17 protein-coding genes are annotated in these 15,303 nt (G+C 52.0%); 14 read left to right on the top strand and 3 right to left on the bottom strand.

Annotated features, from left to right (window positions below; genetic code table 11):
- Nucleotides 1–18: 18 nt before the first annotated feature.
- The 6 genes from FRIGORI9N_RS06195 (at nucleotide 19) to FRIGORI9N_RS06170 (ending at nucleotide 4,985) form a co-directional block, all read left to right on the top strand.
- Nucleotides 19–264, top strand: a complete 246-nt coding sequence (locus tag FRIGORI9N_RS06195; RefSeq protein WP_159568960.1) for a GlsB/YeaQ/YmgE family stress response membrane protein — start codon at nucleotides 19–21, stop codon at nucleotides 262–264.
- 83 nt (nucleotides 265–347) lie between these two features.
- Nucleotides 348–635, top strand: coding sequence for a hypothetical protein (locus FRIGORI9N_RS06190; protein ID WP_159568959.1), 288 nt, complete (start codon nucleotides 348–350; stop codon nucleotides 633–635).
- Between the two features lie 423 nt (nucleotides 636–1,058).
- Complete coding sequence (locus FRIGORI9N_RS06185; protein ID WP_159569686.1) at nucleotides 1,059–1,988, top strand: tripartite tricarboxylate transporter substrate binding protein BugD; 930 nt, start codon at nucleotides 1,059–1,061, stop codon at nucleotides 1,986–1,988.
- A gap of 19 nt (nucleotides 1,989–2,007) precedes the next feature.
- Nucleotides 2,008–2,460, top strand: coding sequence for a tripartite tricarboxylate transporter TctB family protein (locus FRIGORI9N_RS06180; RefSeq protein WP_159568958.1), 453 nt, complete (start codon nucleotides 2,008–2,010; stop codon nucleotides 2,458–2,460).
- 2 nt (nucleotides 2,461–2,462) lie between these two features.
- Nucleotides 2,463–3,965 carry a tripartite tricarboxylate transporter permease gene (locus tag FRIGORI9N_RS06175; protein WP_159568957.1) on the top strand — a complete coding sequence of 501 codons (1,503 nt, stop codon included), beginning with the start codon at nucleotides 2,463–2,465 and terminating at the stop codon, nucleotides 3,963–3,965.
- A 144-nt stretch (nucleotides 3,966–4,109) separates the two neighbouring features.
- Nucleotides 4,110–4,985: a GntR family transcriptional regulator gene (locus FRIGORI9N_RS06170; protein WP_159568956.1), complete on the top strand. Its 876-nt coding sequence runs from the start codon at nucleotides 4,110–4,112 to the stop codon at nucleotides 4,983–4,985.
- 10 nt (nucleotides 4,986–4,995) lie between these two features.
- On the opposite strand, the gene FRIGORI9N_RS06165 is transcribed toward FRIGORI9N_RS06170, so the two are convergent.
- Nucleotides 4,996–5,400 (bottom strand): acyl-CoA thioesterase, encoded by a 405-nt coding sequence (locus FRIGORI9N_RS06165; RefSeq protein ID WP_159568955.1) that lies wholly within the window; start codon nucleotides 5,398–5,400, stop codon nucleotides 4,996–4,998.
- 145 nt (nucleotides 5,401–5,545) lie between these two features.
- Between FRIGORI9N_RS06165 and FRIGORI9N_RS06160 the strand changes: the two genes are divergently transcribed.
- The gene (locus FRIGORI9N_RS06160; RefSeq protein ID WP_159568954.1) at nucleotides 5,546–5,947 is read left to right on the top strand and encodes a hypothetical protein; all 402 of its coding nucleotides are present in this window, start codon (nucleotides 5,546–5,548) and stop codon (nucleotides 5,945–5,947) included.
- A gap of 16 nt (nucleotides 5,948–5,963) precedes the next feature.
- Here FRIGORI9N_RS06160 and FRIGORI9N_RS06155 read toward each other — a convergent pair whose 3' ends face one another.
- Nucleotides 5,964–6,782 carry an SDR family oxidoreductase gene (locus tag FRIGORI9N_RS06155; protein ID WP_159568953.1) on the bottom strand — a complete coding sequence of 273 codons (819 nt, stop codon included), beginning with the start codon at nucleotides 6,780–6,782 and terminating at the stop codon, nucleotides 5,964–5,966.
- A gap of 95 nt (nucleotides 6,783–6,877) precedes the next feature.
- Here FRIGORI9N_RS06155 and FRIGORI9N_RS06150 point away from each other — a divergent pair, with 95 nt between their 5' ends.
- The 7 genes from FRIGORI9N_RS06150 (at nucleotide 6,878) to FRIGORI9N_RS06120 (ending at nucleotide 14,406) form a co-directional block, all read left to right on the top strand.
- Nucleotides 6,878–8,716 (top strand): ABC transporter ATP-binding protein/permease, encoded by a 1,839-nt coding sequence (locus FRIGORI9N_RS06150; RefSeq protein ID WP_236550810.1) that lies wholly within the window; start codon nucleotides 6,878–6,880, stop codon nucleotides 8,714–8,716.
- Complete coding sequence (locus FRIGORI9N_RS06145) at nucleotides 8,697–9,608, top strand: LysR family transcriptional regulator (RefSeq protein ID WP_159568951.1); 912 nt, start codon at nucleotides 8,697–8,699, stop codon at nucleotides 9,606–9,608. The genes FRIGORI9N_RS06150 and FRIGORI9N_RS06145 overlap by 20 nt, the downstream gene beginning before the upstream one ends.
- 138 nt (nucleotides 9,609–9,746) lie before the next feature.
- Nucleotides 9,747–11,165 (top strand): aspartate ammonia-lyase, encoded by a 1,419-nt coding sequence (aspA, locus tag FRIGORI9N_RS06140; protein ID WP_159568950.1) that lies wholly within the window; start codon nucleotides 9,747–9,749, stop codon nucleotides 11,163–11,165.
- Nucleotides 11,166–11,243: 78 nt separating this feature from the next.
- Nucleotides 11,244–12,143, top strand: a complete 900-nt coding sequence (locus FRIGORI9N_RS06135) for a transporter substrate-binding domain-containing protein (protein ID WP_159568949.1) — start codon at nucleotides 11,244–11,246, stop codon at nucleotides 12,141–12,143.
- A gap of 95 nt (nucleotides 12,144–12,238) precedes the next feature.
- Complete coding sequence (locus tag FRIGORI9N_RS06130; RefSeq protein ID WP_159568948.1) at nucleotides 12,239–12,979, top strand: amino acid ABC transporter permease; 741 nt, start codon at nucleotides 12,239–12,241, stop codon at nucleotides 12,977–12,979.
- Nucleotides 12,979–13,665: an amino acid ABC transporter permease gene (locus tag FRIGORI9N_RS06125; protein ID WP_159568947.1), complete on the top strand. Its 687-nt coding sequence runs from the start codon at nucleotides 12,979–12,981 to the stop codon at nucleotides 13,663–13,665. The genes FRIGORI9N_RS06130 and FRIGORI9N_RS06125 overlap by 1 nt, the downstream gene beginning before the upstream one ends.
- A 12-nt stretch (nucleotides 13,666–13,677) precedes the next feature.
- Nucleotides 13,678–14,406, top strand: a complete 729-nt coding sequence (locus FRIGORI9N_RS06120) for an amino acid ABC transporter ATP-binding protein (RefSeq protein ID WP_159568946.1) — start codon at nucleotides 13,678–13,680, stop codon at nucleotides 14,404–14,406.
- A 57-nt stretch (nucleotides 14,407–14,463) separates the two neighbouring features.
- Here FRIGORI9N_RS06120 and FRIGORI9N_RS06115 read toward each other — a convergent pair whose 3' ends face one another.
- Nucleotides 14,464–15,270 (bottom strand): glycosyltransferase family 2 protein, encoded by an 807-nt coding sequence (locus FRIGORI9N_RS06115; protein WP_159568945.1) that lies wholly within the window; start codon nucleotides 15,268–15,270, stop codon nucleotides 14,464–14,466.
- Nucleotides 15,271–15,303: the final 33 nt, after the last annotated feature.

Here is a 15,303-nt window from a genome sequence, read left to right as displayed (position 1 = left end):
CATCCAAGGAGAAATCGTATGAGTTTATTGGTATTTCTAATCGTGGGTCTGATCGCCGGCTGGCTTGCTGGACAACTCGTCCGAGGCGGTGGATTCGGACTGGTCGGTGACCTGGTGGTGGGTGTAGTTGGCGCTTTCCTCGGCGGCTTCCTGTTCAATTTTTTCGGAGTGTCTGGCGGAAGTGGCCTGATCGGCAGCATTGTTGTGGCCACAATTGGTGCAATTGTCCTTCTCATGTTGATTCGCCTCGTAAAAAGGGCGTAAGCGAGTCCGAAGTTGATCAACTGGGCAGTCTGGTTTGGCGCTATACTGCGAGCCCGACCTGCCCAGCCTAAAGAAGGATCCTCATGGCGCTCAAATCCACCGACATGGCCAAAAACATGGCCAAAAAACTTGATGGCTCACTTAAATCAGAGAGTCTGCCAGATCGCTTTGGTCAAGCCGCCAAGGCCTCATCCAACAAGCGCGAACGCGCAGCGGACATTCCTGCAAGCAAGCTGGTGCCGGTCAATTACAGGCTGCCTGCGGAACTGGTGAGTCGCCTGCGCGAATACGCAGTCAGCCAAGAAGAAGGGGTTAATCAGGTGGTGGCCACAGCCTTGAATGAATGGTTGGCGGGTCAGGCCAAAAAATAAATTCTGCTGAGCTTCATGCTTCCCCGCTCGTTCGGTCTCATTCTGGCCGAACCGTCAATTTATTTTTTCCAATCGAAGTCGTATCGATTGGCTAAAGACCTTCCCGCAAAAAACTCAAAAATATTCGTTTAAGTTTCTTTATTGATTCACTTAGTAAATCTTAATCGATTGGTGATGTTTGTCGCCTTACATTATTTGATTGAAACTTCCCCCAGATTGGCTAATGCTGCGGTTTCTGCGTATATGGAAAACCACAATTGCTGCGCATCACGGGCATGCTGATACTCCATCCACCTGCGCAAATATGTGTGGAAATTCAATAAGAAAAACAGCTTTCGCAGTTGACATTCTGATACCAATCACAAGGAGAGTTCCGTGAAGAAATCGATTAAATCCGTATTGGCAGTGGCCCTGTTGGGCTTGATGGGTTCTGTTCAGGCACAAGATGCTTACCCATCCAAAGTCATCACCATGCTGATTCCGTTTGCAGCGGGTGGCCCAACTGACACGGTTGGTCGTCTGATCGCACAGTCCATGTCCAAAGACCTTGGTCAGCAAGTGATTGTTGAAAACCTGGGTGGTGCTGGCGGTACGCTGGCAGCTGGCAAAGCAGCACGCTCTGCACCCGATGGTTACAATGTTTTCCTGCATCACATTGGTCAATCCACAGCACCTTCGCTGTACCGCAAATTGTCTTACAACGCTTCTTCTGATTTCGAAACCATTGGCTTGGTCACCGATGTGCCCATGACCATTGTGGCTCGCGGCAACATGCCTGCCAAAAACATGCAAGAGCTCTTGGCTTACATCAAAGCAAACAAAGACAAAGTGACTTACGCCAACGCAGGTATCGGTTCAGCTTCGCACCTGTGCGGCATGTTGTTCCAGACTGCTGTGGGTGTAGACCTTACAACAGTACCTTACAAGGGCACAGGCCCAGCCATGAATGATTTGTTGGGCGGTCAGGTTGACTTTATGTGTGACCAAACCACCAACACGACCAGCCAAATCAAGGGCGGAAAAATCAAGGGTTATGCAGTCACCACCAAAACTCCAGTGGCTTCATTGTCCGACTTGCCAACGCTGGACAAAGCCGGTTTGCCAGGCTTTGAAGTGGCCGTTTGGCACGGTTTGTATGCGCCCAAAGGCACACCCAAGCCCATCATTGACCGTTTGAACAAAGCACTGAATGTTGCGCTGAAAGACCCCAACGTGATTTCCCGTTTTGCCGAATTGGGAACTGAGCCAGTGAGCGCCGAGCGAGCCACGCCTGCAGCACACCGCAAGCATCTGGATGCAGAAATTGCCCGCTGGAAGCCAATTATCGACAAAGCTGGTCAGTACGCTGACTGATCAATAACTGAGACTCAAAATGCCAAAAGATTTACGTGACTTTTGGGCCGGGCTGCTGTACCTGATTATCGGTGCAGCAGCTTTGTACATGGCTGCTGACTATGAAATGGGCGCAGCCATCAGCATGGGCCCCGGTTATTTCCCCAAAGTGCTCAGTGGTTTGCTCATATTGATCGGAACCGCTTCACTCGTTCGTTCTTTCTTTGTTCAAGGTGAACCTCTTGAAGGTTTTCCTTTTGCAAAAATTATTTATGTGACTGTCTCCATCATTGCATTTGCCTTGCTGGTGGAAGGCGCAGGTTTGGCAATTGCGGTGATGACGCTATTTGGTATTTCTGCAATGGCCAGCAAATTCTTCAATTGGAAGTTCACCCTGGGTATCGCTTTTGGCGCAGCTATTTTTTGTAGCCTTGTGTTTGTCAAAGGCTTGGGTATTCCGCTGCCCATTTTTGGGTCTTGGTTTGGAATGTAATCATGGAACTTCTCGCTAATCTTTCACTGGGTCTTGAAACAGCCTTCACGATCCATAACCTGTTGTTCTGCCTGATCGGTGTTTTTCTGGGCACTGCAATTGGCGTGCTACCCGGCTTGGGCCCCACGGCAACCATTGCCATGTTGTTGCCAATCACCTTTGGCCTGCCGCCAGTGTCATCACTCATCATGCTGTCTGGTATTTACTATGGCGCGCAGTATGGTGGCTCCACAACAGCCATTCTTGTTAACCTGCCAGGCGAATCCTCGTCGGTGGTTACCGCGCTTGATGGTTATCAAATGGCTCGTCAGGGCAAGGCGGGCAAAGCCCTGGCTACGGCTGCAATCGGCTCTTTCGTTGCCGGTACTTTCGCAACCGTTTTGCTGGCATTGTTTGCGCCACCTTTGGCTGACATTGCCTTGCAATTTGGTGCGGCTGAATATTTTTCACTGATGGTGGTTGGTCTGGTGGCCTCAGTGGTGCTGGCCAGCGGTTCCCTGTTGCAAGCATTCGGCATGATCGTGCTGGGTTTATTGCTGGGCATGGCGGGTACTGACGTGAACTCCGGCATGGAGCGTTACACCTTCGACACACCCTACATGGCTGAAGGCATCAACTTCGTGATTTTGGCCATGGGCATGTTCGGTCTTGGTGAAATCATCAAGAACCTCGAAGAAGAGCACCTGCGCTCTGCAATGGTCAGCAAGGTCGAGGGTTTGATGCCCAACAAAGACGATCTCAAGCGCATGGCGTGGCCAATCGTCCGTGGCACCGGGCTCGGTTCATTGCTGGGAATTTTGCCTGGTGGTGGTGCCATGTTGGCTTCGTTTGCTTCTTACTCCATTGAAAAGAAAATCTCGAAAACGCCAGAGCGTTTCGGCAAAGGGGCGATCGAAGGTGTTGCGGGTCCAGAGTCTGCCAACAATGCGGGTGCGCAAACTTCGTTTATCCCATTGCTCACGCTGGGCATTCCGTCCAATCCAGTCATGGCCTTGATGATCGGCGCCATGATCATTCAGGGCATTACTCCGGGGCCGGCGGTCATGACCGAGCAACCCGGCTTGTTCTGGGGCATTATTGTGTCCATGTGGATCGGCAACCTGTTCCTCGTGATTTTGAACCTGCCTTTAATCGGCATCTGGGTCAAAATGATTTCCGTGCCTTACCACTTCTTGTACCCGATGATTCTCGTGTTCTGCTGCATCGGCGTGTTCAGTTTGGGCAACAAGTTGTTTGATGTGTATCTACTGGCCGGTTTCGGGGTGTTGGGTTATATCTTCTCCAAGCTAAAGTGTGAGCCCGCGCCCTTGTTGCTCGGCTTCATTCTTGGCCCAATGATGGAAGAGTACCTGCGCAGGGCCTTGTTGCTCTCGCGTGGTGATTTCTCGGTGCTTGTGACACGACCAATCAGTGCAACCATGCTGGCCATTGCAGCAATTGCCCTGATCGTGGTGTTCCTGCCTTCCATTCGCAAGAAGCGCGAAGAGGCATTCCACGAGGAATAAGTTCTTGCAAATATGTTGTTGCCCAAGGGCCATTGAAGCGTTGTTTCAGTGGCCCTTGTGTCTTTCAGGCGTGCATACAGTATGAATTGTGTTGCATTGTGTTGTATTATCCAATCGTAGCTCTGAAGCATTTGGACAGTACGAATGGATAGTCAGTTTCCCTCCGCCTCTCAAGAAGAATCCAATTTCGGTGACAGCAAACTAGACCCGAATCAAGTTGTTCCTCTATACCACCAAATTTACCTGATCTTGCGCGAGCGGATTATCGAAGGCCACTACGACACCAAGCCTTTGCCTGGTGAGTTGGTTTTGGCTGAGCAATTCAACGTGTCCAGGGTTACCATGCGTCGCGCACTGCAAGACCTGGTCAAAGAGGGCTTGGTCGCGCGGGGGCGTGGCAAGGGCACCTTTGTAAAGCCGCGCACCGAGTCTCGCAATTCTTCGGTGGGGCAAAGCCAGTTGCTGAGTGCTTCGGCCATGCGTTTGCAAGCCAGTGGTGACTCTTCCGATTTGCAGCTCATCACATCAAAACGAATTCTGCCTCCCCCCGACATTGCAACACTGCTGCACCTGCCAAGCGACGCGATTGTTGAAAAGCTTATCCGCATTCGTCAGCTTGATGGCCAGCCCGTGGCGCACCTCACCAGTTTCATCCCTCAGGATCTGTCAGGTCGAATTTGTCGCCGACGGCTGCGCGAGTTTCCCATTCTGGTCCTGCTGGAAGAAGCGGGCGTTAAGGTCGCCAAAGCCCGGCAAACCATTTCTGCGCGTCTGGCCGATGCGTCTGTGGCCTATGCTTTGGGTGTGCCAGTGGGCGCTCCGTTGCTGGCCATTTCAAGGGTGGCCTACGATGAAAACGGCAGGCCCGTGCAAGTACTCAAAGGCCTGTATCGCCCGGATCGCTACGATTACCGCATTGAGTTGTCGCGCAAACAGGCCAAGGGCCAAAGCTCATGGCAGCACGTGAACGAGGTCGAGTTCGCATTCGAGATGCATCAACAGGACCTCACTCACTTCTAAAGCGAACGCCTTATTTCAGCGGATCCACAGGCCGAGAATTTCGATTCTCGTCCACTGCAACATAAGTCACATAGGCCTCTGTCACCTTGGCCACATCATCGGGTTTCAAGCGGCGTTGGGCAAAAACTTCCACGTAAATCTGCATGGAAGTTCTGCCAACCTTGACCACCTCGGCGTAAAAGCTGCACAAATCGCCCACAAACACGGGTTCTTTGAAAATGAATTCGTTCACCGCCACGGTGACTATCCTGCCTTTGGCATGTGCTGTAGCGGGCACTGAACCCGCCAAGTCCACCTGCGCCATAATCCAGCCGCCAAATACGTCACCCGACGCATTGGAGTCTTTGGGCATTGGAATCACCCGAATCACGGGTTCACGGTCAACTGGCAGCAAAATTGGCTTGGGTGTGGTCATGTGCAGGTGCTTTGTTGTTGGTTCGGGTCACAATTGTAACGCCGAGCGCCTAGAGTCCGCATTTCATTCTAGGTGCACGCTACCAACCCGAATTCGTGAAACCGACGATAATGGTGCTTTAGTGAGTCCATGAATTGAGGGAACAATGCCGGCAGGTTGGGTAACAGTGTTGCAAATGGTGCCTTGGGGCGAAGTGATCAAAAATGCGCCGAAAGTGGCAGACGGTGCAGTCAAGCTGTGGAACAGCGTGTCCAAGAAAAAGGTCTACGATGAAACAGGCAGCGAAGTAAGCGATGTTATTTTGGCCAGCGACCCCGAGGCGGTCGAGAAACTGGAGCACCGCTTGCATGCCGCTGAGCAAACAATTTCAGATTTGCAGACCCAAGTGGTTCAGTCCGCTGAAGTGATCAAGGAATTGGCGAGCCAGAACACCCAACTGGTCGCACAAATTGAAGCCAACAGAAAAGCTGTGACTGTGTTGGGTGTTGCCTTGGCGCTGGCTTTGGTGGCGGGCGTGGTTCAGGCTGTTATTTTATTTGGTGCCTGACGCCACGCGAATTCAATCAAGCAGATTGTTTTCCGCCGTGTTCATCGTCCAGCGCGTCTTTGGCCATTTTGTCGATCACAGCCGGTACGAAAGGCTTTAGCTTCAAGCCCAAGCGGCCCTTGGCTGTCATCACCCATTCGCGTTTGCGCTCGGCCATGGCGTCCACTATTTCATTGACGCACTGTTCAACGGTCATGGCGCCTTTCTCGCGCAGGCCAGACACCCCGGCACGTTGGCCATTGGGGTTCAGTCCGTTGCGACGAATTTCAGTGTCAACCACGCCGGGGAAAATGGCACACACGTCCACACCCGTGCCCATCAGTTCAATGCGCAGTGCTTCCATAAAACCGCTCATGGCGAACTTGCTGGTGCAATAGGTGGTGCGGGCTGGCACACCTGTTTTGCCTGCCAGGCTTGAAACGCCGACAATCAACCCTTTGGATTTCTTGATGTGGGGCAAGGCCTTGTGGGTAATCCACACCATGCTCATGACATTCACGCGGAACAAGCGCTCGAAAGTGCCCAAATCGGTAATGTCTTCAAACCAGGCGTGCATTGAAACCCCGGCATTGTTCACAATCATGTCAATGCCACCAAAGGCTTTCACCGATTCTTCCACCAGGTTTTCGCACTGATCCTGTTCCATCACGTCGCAGGCCACGCAATGGACCTGTCCTCCAGCGGCTTCAACCTGTTTGCCCACTTCTTGCAATTTTTCAAGGCGGCGTGCGGCCAAAACCAGCTTGTTGCCGGGGGCCAACTGAATTGCCAAGGCGGCACCAATGCCCTCGGATGCACCGGTAATTACAATCACTTTGTTTTGAATATTAGCCATTTGAATTTGTCTCCTGCGTGGTGTGTAACCTGTTCGGCAAGGCGGGTGGTAGCATTGCCCACATCGCCTATTATTTTTGTACCGAGAAGTATCGCATGCGCAGAACCGCACCGGTGGAGTCCGCCCCGCCAAGACCCCGAAAACGAAGCGACTGGGGCACCATTGCCCAGCTTTTGCCCTACCTTTGGGAATACAAATGGCGGGTTATTTTTGCCATTGCCTGTTTGGTGCTGGCCAAAGTGGCCAATATGGGCGTGCCCTTGGTGCTCAAGGAAATCATTGACGCACTAACCCCGTTGTTACAAAGCAATGCCCTGCTGGCGGCTGCTTCCATGCCAATTGTGCTGTTGGTGGCCTATGGTTTGTTGCGGCTATCCACCACCGTATTCACTGAGCTGCGCGAGTTTTTATTTGCACGGGTCACCCAAAATGCGGTTCGTGCCATTGCCATACAGGTGTTTGACTATTTGCATGCGCTGTCCCTGCGTTTTCACCTGAACAGGCAAACCGGTGGTGTGACCCGTGATATCGAGCGGGGGTCCCGGGCCATTTCCAGCCTGGTCAGCTACACCCTGTACAGCATCTTGCCCACGCTGATTGAAATTGTTTTGGTGGTGGGCTATTTGTTTATTAACTACGACATCTGGTTCTCCGCCATTACTGCGGTGGCATTGTCACTGTACATATTCTTCACGGTCAAAATTACCGAGTGGCGGCTTCATTTTCGCCGCACCATGAATGATCTCGACTCCAAAGCCAATGTGCGGGCGGTCGATTCTCTGATCAATTATGAAACAGTGAAGTACTTTGGCAACGAACGTTTTGAGTCCAAGAGATACAACAAAAGCATGGCGGCATGGCAAGAGGCTGCCATTCGATCCCAGAAGTCGCTGACCCTGTTGAACACCGGACAAAGTGCAATTATCGCCGTGGCTGTTACCTTGGTGTTGTGGCGTGCCACTGCCGGTGTGCTGGATGGTTCCATGACTCTGGGCGACCTGGTGTTGGTCAATGCTTTCATGATCCAGTTGTACATACCGCTGAATTTTCTCGGCGTGATTTACCGTGAAATCAAACAAGCCCTGGCTGACATTGAACGCATGTTTGGTTTGATGGATGAAAACCTGGAAGTGAAGGACAAACCCGATGCGCCCGACTTGCATGTGAAAGGTGGGGCAATCCAGTTTCGCAATGTAAATTTTGCGTACGATGAACGCCGCATGGTGCTTAAAAACATGTCATTCACCGTGCCAGCAGGTCACACGGTGGCGGTGGTTGGGCACAGTGGTGCCGGTAAATCCACATTGTCGCGTTTGCTGTACCGTTTTTATGAAGTCACCGACGGTGCAATTCTGATCGATGGGCAAGACATTCGGGATATTGCACAAATTTCGCTGCGCAAAAACATTGGCATTGTTCCTCAAGACACCGTGCTGTTCAACGACACCATCGCTTACAACATTGCCTATGGTCGGCCCGATGCAACCCAGGCAGAAATTGAAGCTGCCGCCAAAGCAGCCCATATTCACGAGTTCATTGTGAATCAGCCCGATGGGTATAACACCCAAGTGGGTGAGCGCGGCTTGAAGCTTTCCGGTGGTGAAAAGCAGCGAGTGGCCATTGCTCGAACGATTCTGAAAAATCCGGCGATTCTCATTTTTGACGAGGCAACCTCTGCGCTTGATTCCAAGTCCGAACGCGCCATTCAGCAAGAGCTGCAAATGTTGTCGCGCAACCGCACCACCTTGATCATCGCGCATCGCTTGAGCACAGTGGTTCATGCCAATCAGATCCTCGTGATTAGTCAGGGTGAGGTGATTGAAAGTGGCAGCCATGAATCATTACTTGACAAGAACGGTGAATACGCCCGAATGTGGCTGATTCAACAGCACAGTCAACCCAACGCGTCTGCCCATGGAAACCAAATGGCTTGAAGATTTCATCACGCTGGCCCAAACCAAGAATTTCTCAAAAGCGGCCAACTTGAGATGTGTTACACAACCTGCTTTTTCGCGGCGCATACAGGCGCTAGAAGGGTGGTTGGGCTGCGAACTGATCGACCGGGGCTCATACCCCACACGCCTGAGCCCTCAAGGCGAGGTGTTTTACGAGCAGGCGCTCACCATGCTCGAGCAAATCCGCCAGGCCCGCACCATTGTTCGGGGCGGTAGTTTACAAAGCCGCCAACCCATTCGGCTTGTGGTACCGCACACCTTGGCCTGCAGCAAAGCGCCACACTGGGTCAGCAGTTTGAAAGCCAAGCTTGCCGACCGACTGCCCGACCTCAGCTTTCAGCTGACCGCAAGCAATGTGCACGATGCTGTGCTTTATTTCACCGACGGTGCAAGCGATTTTTTGGTGTGTTACCACCATAGCCGTGAACCGATTGAGCTTGATCCCAGCAAATTTGAGGTGCGAATATTGGGTGTTGAGCGGTTTGAGCCCTACAGCGCTGTCAACGCTGAAGGCGGCCCCAGGTATTCGCTGGACCCCCTGGCGCCCTTGCCAGTGCCTTATTTGTCGTATTCCAAGCATGCTTACCTGTCAAAGATGACAGACATCGCCATGGAGGGGGGACCGCTTTTCCTGAAAAAATCGCTGTTCGAAACCGACATGTCTGAAAGCCTGAAGTCGATGTGCGAGGCTGGTTTGGGGGTGGCCTGGCTGCCCGAAAGTGCCGTGGCCGAGGGTTCTGGTCTGTGCAAAATTCCTGGTCCTTATTTCACTGACATGGAAGTTCGGCTGTACCGTCGAATCCATCGGCACACCGAGAACTCGGTTGCCCATGAGCAGGTCGAATTGATTTGGCATTACTGGCCAGATTAATACCCCTCAGTGTGGATAACCCTTATTAGGGTTTCTTTGGATATGCGGGAAATGCATGGTTTAATGCTGATTAAGTATTGGAGTGCGGGGCACTAAAGATTTAGCATGGCCCACATTCAAAATTAGTTAGGGGATGGCATGGTCAAGCAGCACTCAGAGCATCGCGTGGAAAAAGATCTTCTCGGAGAGAAGAAAATTCCCGCTGAAGCCTACTGGGGTGTGCACACCAGTCGTGCCCTCGACAATTATCAAATCACCGGTTTTCCCCTCTACAACGCGCCTGAACTCATTAATGCACTGGCTGCAGTGAAATGGGCTGCCACCAAGGCCAATGCCGACCTGGACACCATACCCCTTGATTTGGCCAAAGCCATTACCCAAGCCTGCAAGGAAATTCGTACCGGCAAGTTGCACGACCAGTTTGTGGTGGATGTTATTCAGGGCGGTGCGGGCACTTCCACCAACATGAATGCCAACGAAGTGATCGCCAACCGCGCCATTGAAATACTGGGCGGAGTAAAGGGCGATTACAAGGTGGTGCACCCCATCGAGCACGTGAATGCCTCGCAAAGTACCAACGACGTGTACCCCACTGCCGTAAAAATTGGCTTGATCAATGCCATCTCTGGCTTGCTGGTGGCCATGGAAGAACTGAAAGAGGCATTTGGCGAAAAGGCCTTTGAATTCCGGAAAATCCTGAAAATTGGCCGCACGCAGTTGCAAGACGCTGTGCCCATGACCCTGGGTCAGGAGTTCGCAACGTTCTCGGTCATGTTGGGTGAAGACATGGCTCGCCTTCGCGAAGCCACCAGCCTGATTTCCGAGATCAATCTGGGTGCTACGGCCATTGGCACTGGCATCAACACCGACCCGGAATACGCGGCACGTGCACGCCACTACCTCGAGGAAATTACCCAGCTGGGCCTGGTTACCGCCGCAGATCTGGTCGAGGCCACTCAGGACACAGGCTCATTTGTCCAGCTTTCTGGTGTGCTCAAGCGCGTGGCGGTGAAGTTGTCCAAGATGTGTAACGATTTGCGCCTGCTGTCTTCAGGCCCCCAGGCGGGTCTGAACGAAATTAACCTGCCGCCGCGTGCTGCGGGTTCGTCCATCATGCCGGGCAAGGTTAATCCGGTTATCCCGGAAGTGGTGAACCAAGTGGCATTTGAGGTGATCGGAAACGACGTTACCGTGACCATGGCGGCCGAGGCAGGGCAGCTGCAACTCAACGCATTTGAGCCCATCATTGCATGGAGTCTGTTCAAGAGTATTTATCACTTAACCGCCGCCTGTAAAACGCTCACGAAAAATTGCGTATTAGGGATTACCGCAAATGAGTCACTTTTGCGTCAAAGGGTCGAGGAATCAGCCAGTTTGGCCACCTCATTGAACCCTTACATAGGCTATGATCAAGCATCTGAGATTGCAAAAACTGCATTGAAAACCGGCCGGAAGGTTTCCGAGCTTGTTCTTGAAAAAGGCTTGCTGTCAGAGCAGCAGTTGAATGAAATACTCAGGCCCGAGGTTCTCACCCGTCCTCGGAGAATAAAACTTTAGTACCGTCACGAACCTGGTTCGTATGGCGCAGGGTGTGTGCACAGTTCGTGCTTAATTTTTTTCATTCAAGGAGCAAAAATGAAAAGGAATCTCCTCGCAGCAGCGTTGGCCGTGGCCAGTGTAGCCGCTGTTCAGCCCGCAGTTGCCCAAGATCTCACGGGTACTTTGAAAAAGATTTCCGAAACCAAAACGATTGTTGTTGGTTACCGTGAGTCCTCTGTTCCGTTTTCATACCTGGACAACAATCAGAAGCCCATCGGCTACCACATGGACATGTGTAACAACGTGGTCGAGGCAGTCAAAGCCAAGATGAAAATGCCGAACTTGAATGTGCAATTGCAGCCCGTAACTTCTGCAAACCGCATTCCTTTGCTGCAAAACGGCACGATCGACATGGAATGTGGTTCCACCACCAACTCCGTGGCCCGTCAGGAACAGGTTTCATTTGCAAACAGCACCTTCATCACCAGCGTGAAAGTGGTCGTGAAGAAAAACAGTGGTATTAAATCCCTGGCCGATCTCGATGGTCAGCCCATTGCGACAACTTCCGGTACCACTTCCGTTCAGCTGATCAAGCAAAACGAGAAGGGTGCAAACATCAACTTCAAAGAAATTTACGGCAAAGATCATGCTGAAAGCTTCTTGTTGGTGGCCAACGATCGCGCCAAAGCGTTCGTGATGGACGACATTCTGATTGCCGGTCTGGTTGCTCAAAGCAAGAATCCTGACGACTTCATGTTCCTGCCGGAAATTCTGCGTACAGAGCCTTACGGCATCATGCTGCGCAAGGATGATCCACAGTTCAAGGCTTTGCTCGATGAGTCCGTGAACGGCATGATCAAGTCTGGTGAGGCTGAAAAGCTGTATACCAAGTGGTTCATGAATCCCATTCCTCCGAAAAACGTGAACCTGAATTTCCCGATGTCTTCCTTGTTGAAGGAAGCATTCGCGAATCCAAACGACAAAGGCGTTAAATAATCTGCCCTAGTTAGTCACGGGCCGGCTGAGCGTTTCAAACGTGAGCCGGCCTTTTACTTATATTGGCCGAGAATATTGACTCGGGAGTATCCAAAATGAATAGCGACCTGAATTGGCTGTTGTTTTTTCAGCCGATCGTGGAAGGTGAAACCCTGGTTTGGTGGGAAATGCTGTTTTCCGGCCTGCTGTGGACCCTTGCCACATCCGCAGTTGCGGGCGTCATTGCCTTCACTGTGGGTTCTTTGATGGGTGTGTTGCGCACTGCCTCCAGTAAGCCATTGGCTTTTCTGGGCAACACATACGTGGAGATTTTCCGCAACATCCCACTGATTGTTCAATTTTTTCTCTGGTATTTCGTGGTGCCAGAATTCATCCCGGCCCTGAAAGAATGGTCGATTGAGCAAGACCCCACTTTCGTACAATTCTTGGCATCCGTGGTTTGTCTCGGTTTGTTTACCGCTTCGCGGGTGGCTGAGCAGGTCAAGTCGGGTATTTTGTCGCTGTCGCGCGGGCAACGGGCTGCAGGTTATGCCCTGGGTTTGACCGAAGGCCAAACATATCGTTTTGTGTTGTTGCCCATGGCGTATCGAATCATTGTGCCGCCAATGACATCCGAGGCGATGAACCTGATCAAGAACTCCTCGGTGGCACTGACAATCGGTTTGACCGAACTCACCTTCAGAACCCGGGAAATGGGCGAAGTCACCTTTGCATTCTTCGAGGCCTACATTGCCGCTACGGTGTTGTATGTGATCGTAGCAATGTCCGTGAACAGGGTGATGGCAATGGTCGAGCGCCGAACTGCGGTGCCCGGTTACATCACGGGGGGTAAATAATGAACGACTTCGACTTCAGTGCAATCAGCACGTCGCTACCCTATCTGATGCAAGGCCTTGGCTACACGGTGCAGCTTACCGTGGTGGCCTGTTTGGGTGGCATCTTTTTTGGCACGCTTTTGGCTTTGGCGCGTTTGTCTGGCATCAAACCATTGGCGATGATCGCAGCGGGTTACGTGAACCTGATGCGTTCCATTCCATTGATTCTGGTCATTTTCTGGTTCTACTTTCTGGTACCCATTGTTTTGCAATCGATCATGGGGTACGAGCGTCCGCCACAAGTTGGTCCGGACCGGTCGGCCTACATCACTTTCATCATGTTTGAAGCAGCTTTTTTCTGCGAGATTATGCGGGCGGGTATTCAAAGTATTCCGAAAGGGCAAGTTGCAGCAGCACAGGCGCTGGGCCTGAATTACCGTTTGACCATGGCGAAAATTGTATTGCCGCAGGCTTTCCGCAACATGCTTCCCGTGTTGTTGACTCAAACCATTATTTTGTTCCAAGACACTTCATTGGTGTATGTGCTGTCTGTAACTGACTTCCTGGGGGCCGCGTCGAAAATTGCACAGCGCGACAGCGCCTTGGTTGAAATGTACACATTCGTGGCCTTGGTCTATCTGGCGATCTGTTTCAGCATGTCCATGCTGGTGAAGGCGCTTCAGAAAAAAACTCAAATCATTCGATAGCAGGAGAGCACTGTGATTGAAATTAATAAAGTAAGTAAGTGGTACGGCAGTTTCAAGGTGCTCACCAATTGCACAACCTCAGTAAAAAAAGGGGAAGTGGTGGTGGTGTGTGGCCCATCGGGTTCTGGCAAATCAACCTTGATTAAAACCGTGAACATGCTGGAGCCTTTTCAAGAAGGCACTATCACCGTAGACGGAATTTCCGTGGGGGCCAAAGGCACAGATCTGCCCAAGTTGCGTTCACGTGTGGGTATGGTGTTCCAGAACTTTGAGTTGTTTCCGCACCTGACCATTACCGAGAACCTGACCCTCGCGCAAATCAAGGTGCTGGGTCGCTCCAAGGAAGAAGCCACAGCCAAAGGCCTGGGTTTGTTGGATCGCGTGGGCTTGAAGGCCCAGGCAGAGAAGTTTCCCGGTCAACTGTCTGGGGGTCAGCAGCAACGTGTAGCGATTGCACGTGCCCTGTCCATGGACCCAATTTGCATGTTGTTCGATGAGCCCACCTCGGCGCTGGATCCAGAAATGGTGAATGAAGTGCTGGATGTGATGGTGGAGTTGGCCCATGAAGGCATGACCATGATGTGCGTAACCCATGAAATGGGCTTTGCACGCAAGGTGGCAGACCGGGTTATTTTCATGGATCAAGGCAATATCGTGGAAGACTGCACCAAGGAAGATTTCTTTGGTACTCCGCGCTCTGAACGCGCGCAGTTGTTCCTCTCAAAAATTCTGGGTCACTGATCCAGCGTCTTATGCTGCCGGGGCTGGTGCTCTGGCAGCAGTGCGGAACTGTGCTGGTCAGCGCTCGCGTTTCTGCTGCATCAACTCGCGTGTTTTCGCGTATTTCATAAAGCTGTTAAAGCACCCAATCGCGATGTGTACCAAGCCAGGCCAACCATCCAGAAAGCCTTTGCGGACCAGGTAAAACTTGATAAAGCGCACCACGGGTGACAACACCAGCTTGCCAAGGCCTGGCCACTTGCCCCTTGTCGCCAAGGCGTGTGCCTGAATGCTCGTGTAGCGGTTTTGTTTAGTCAAATAGCTTTCAAGGCTTTCCGCTGATTCATGCAACAAATCACCTTCCAGTTTTTCAAAGCGAACGTTGGTCAAGGCACTTTCTACCTTTTCATGCACTGCGTCATCGCTCCAGTTCGCATCACGTCGATTGAACAGTCTGCGTGAGTAGTCGGGATAACCTTCACCATGGCGCAGGTATCGGCCCAGAAAAAAGTTGCAACGTGGCATGTCAAAACCGGCAACATCTGCTGGCAACAGACCATGTTCAGCTTGCTGAATCAACGCACGAATGCTGCGCTCCAGTTCGGGCGTCACGCGTTCGTCTGCGTCCAGGCAGAGCACCCAGTCGTGGGTGGCTTGGGCTACCGCGAATTGTTTTTGTGGACCAAAGCCGAGCCAGTCTTGCTGCACAACCCGGGCGCCGAATTTCTGGGCGATTTCAACTGTGTCGTCGCTGCTGTTGGAGTCAACCACCACAAGGTCGGCGCAAAATTGCAGGCTCTCCAGGGCAGCGGCAATCTGTTTGCCCGCATTCAATGTGATCAGCACGGCGGACAATGCAATGCGGTTGTTGGCTGCTGTGTTCAAATTTATCGTTCCTTGGCTGAGCGGATTCGGAAT

It is taken from the genome of Limnobacter sp. 130 (genome assembly GCF_902506325.1).
Taxonomy (GTDB): Bacteria; Pseudomonadota; Gammaproteobacteria; order Burkholderiales; family Burkholderiaceae_B; genus Limnobacter.
The sequence above is the reverse complement of the archived record's forward strand: the minus strand, read 5'-3'. Positions and strand labels throughout refer to the sequence as shown.

Bases quoted from the DNA above. Each gene is read 5' to 3' on its own strand.
- FRIGORI9N_RS06135 (WP_159568949.1), top strand. From the start codon at position 11,244: ATGAAAAGGAATCTCCTCGCAGCAGCGTTGGCCGTGGCCAGTGTAGCC.
- FRIGORI9N_RS06160 (WP_159568954.1), top strand. From the start codon at position 5,546: ATGCCGGCAGGTTGGGTAACAGTGTTGCAAATGGTGCCTTGGGGCGAA.
- FRIGORI9N_RS06165 (WP_159568955.1), bottom strand. From the start codon at position 5,400: ATGACCACACCCAAGCCAATTTTGCTGCCAGTTGACCGTGAACCCGTG.
- aspA (WP_159568950.1), top strand. From the start codon at position 9,747: ATGGTCAAGCAGCACTCAGAGCATCGCGTGGAAAAAGATCTTCTCGGA.
- FRIGORI9N_RS06195 (WP_159568960.1), top strand. From the start codon at position 19: ATGAGTTTATTGGTATTTCTAATCGTGGGTCTGATCGCCGGCTGGCTT.
- FRIGORI9N_RS06155 (WP_159568953.1), bottom strand. From the start codon at position 6,782: ATGGCTAATATTCAAAACAAAGTGATTGTAATTACCGGTGCATCCGAG.
- FRIGORI9N_RS06180 (WP_159568958.1), top strand. From the start codon at position 2,008: ATGCCAAAAGATTTACGTGACTTTTGGGCCGGGCTGCTGTACCTGATT.
- FRIGORI9N_RS06175 (WP_159568957.1), top strand. From the start codon at position 2,463: ATGGAACTTCTCGCTAATCTTTCACTGGGTCTTGAAACAGCCTTCACG.
- FRIGORI9N_RS06145 (WP_159568951.1), top strand. From the start codon at position 8,697: ATGGAAACCAAATGGCTTGAAGATTTCATCACGCTGGCCCAAACCAAG.
- FRIGORI9N_RS06130 (WP_159568948.1), top strand. From the start codon at position 12,239: ATGAATAGCGACCTGAATTGGCTGTTGTTTTTTCAGCCGATCGTGGAA.
- FRIGORI9N_RS06190 (WP_159568959.1), top strand. From the start codon at position 348: ATGGCGCTCAAATCCACCGACATGGCCAAAAACATGGCCAAAAAACTT.
- FRIGORI9N_RS06170 (WP_159568956.1), top strand. From the start codon at position 4,110: ATGGATAGTCAGTTTCCCTCCGCCTCTCAAGAAGAATCCAATTTCGGT.
- FRIGORI9N_RS06150 (WP_236550810.1), top strand. From the start codon at position 6,878: ATGCGCAGAACCGCACCGGTGGAGTCCGCCCCGCCAAGACCCCGAAAA.
- FRIGORI9N_RS06185 (WP_159569686.1), top strand. From the start codon at position 1,059: ATGGGTTCTGTTCAGGCACAAGATGCTTACCCATCCAAAGTCATCACC.
- FRIGORI9N_RS06125 (WP_159568947.1), top strand. From the start codon at position 12,979: ATGAACGACTTCGACTTCAGTGCAATCAGCACGTCGCTACCCTATCTG.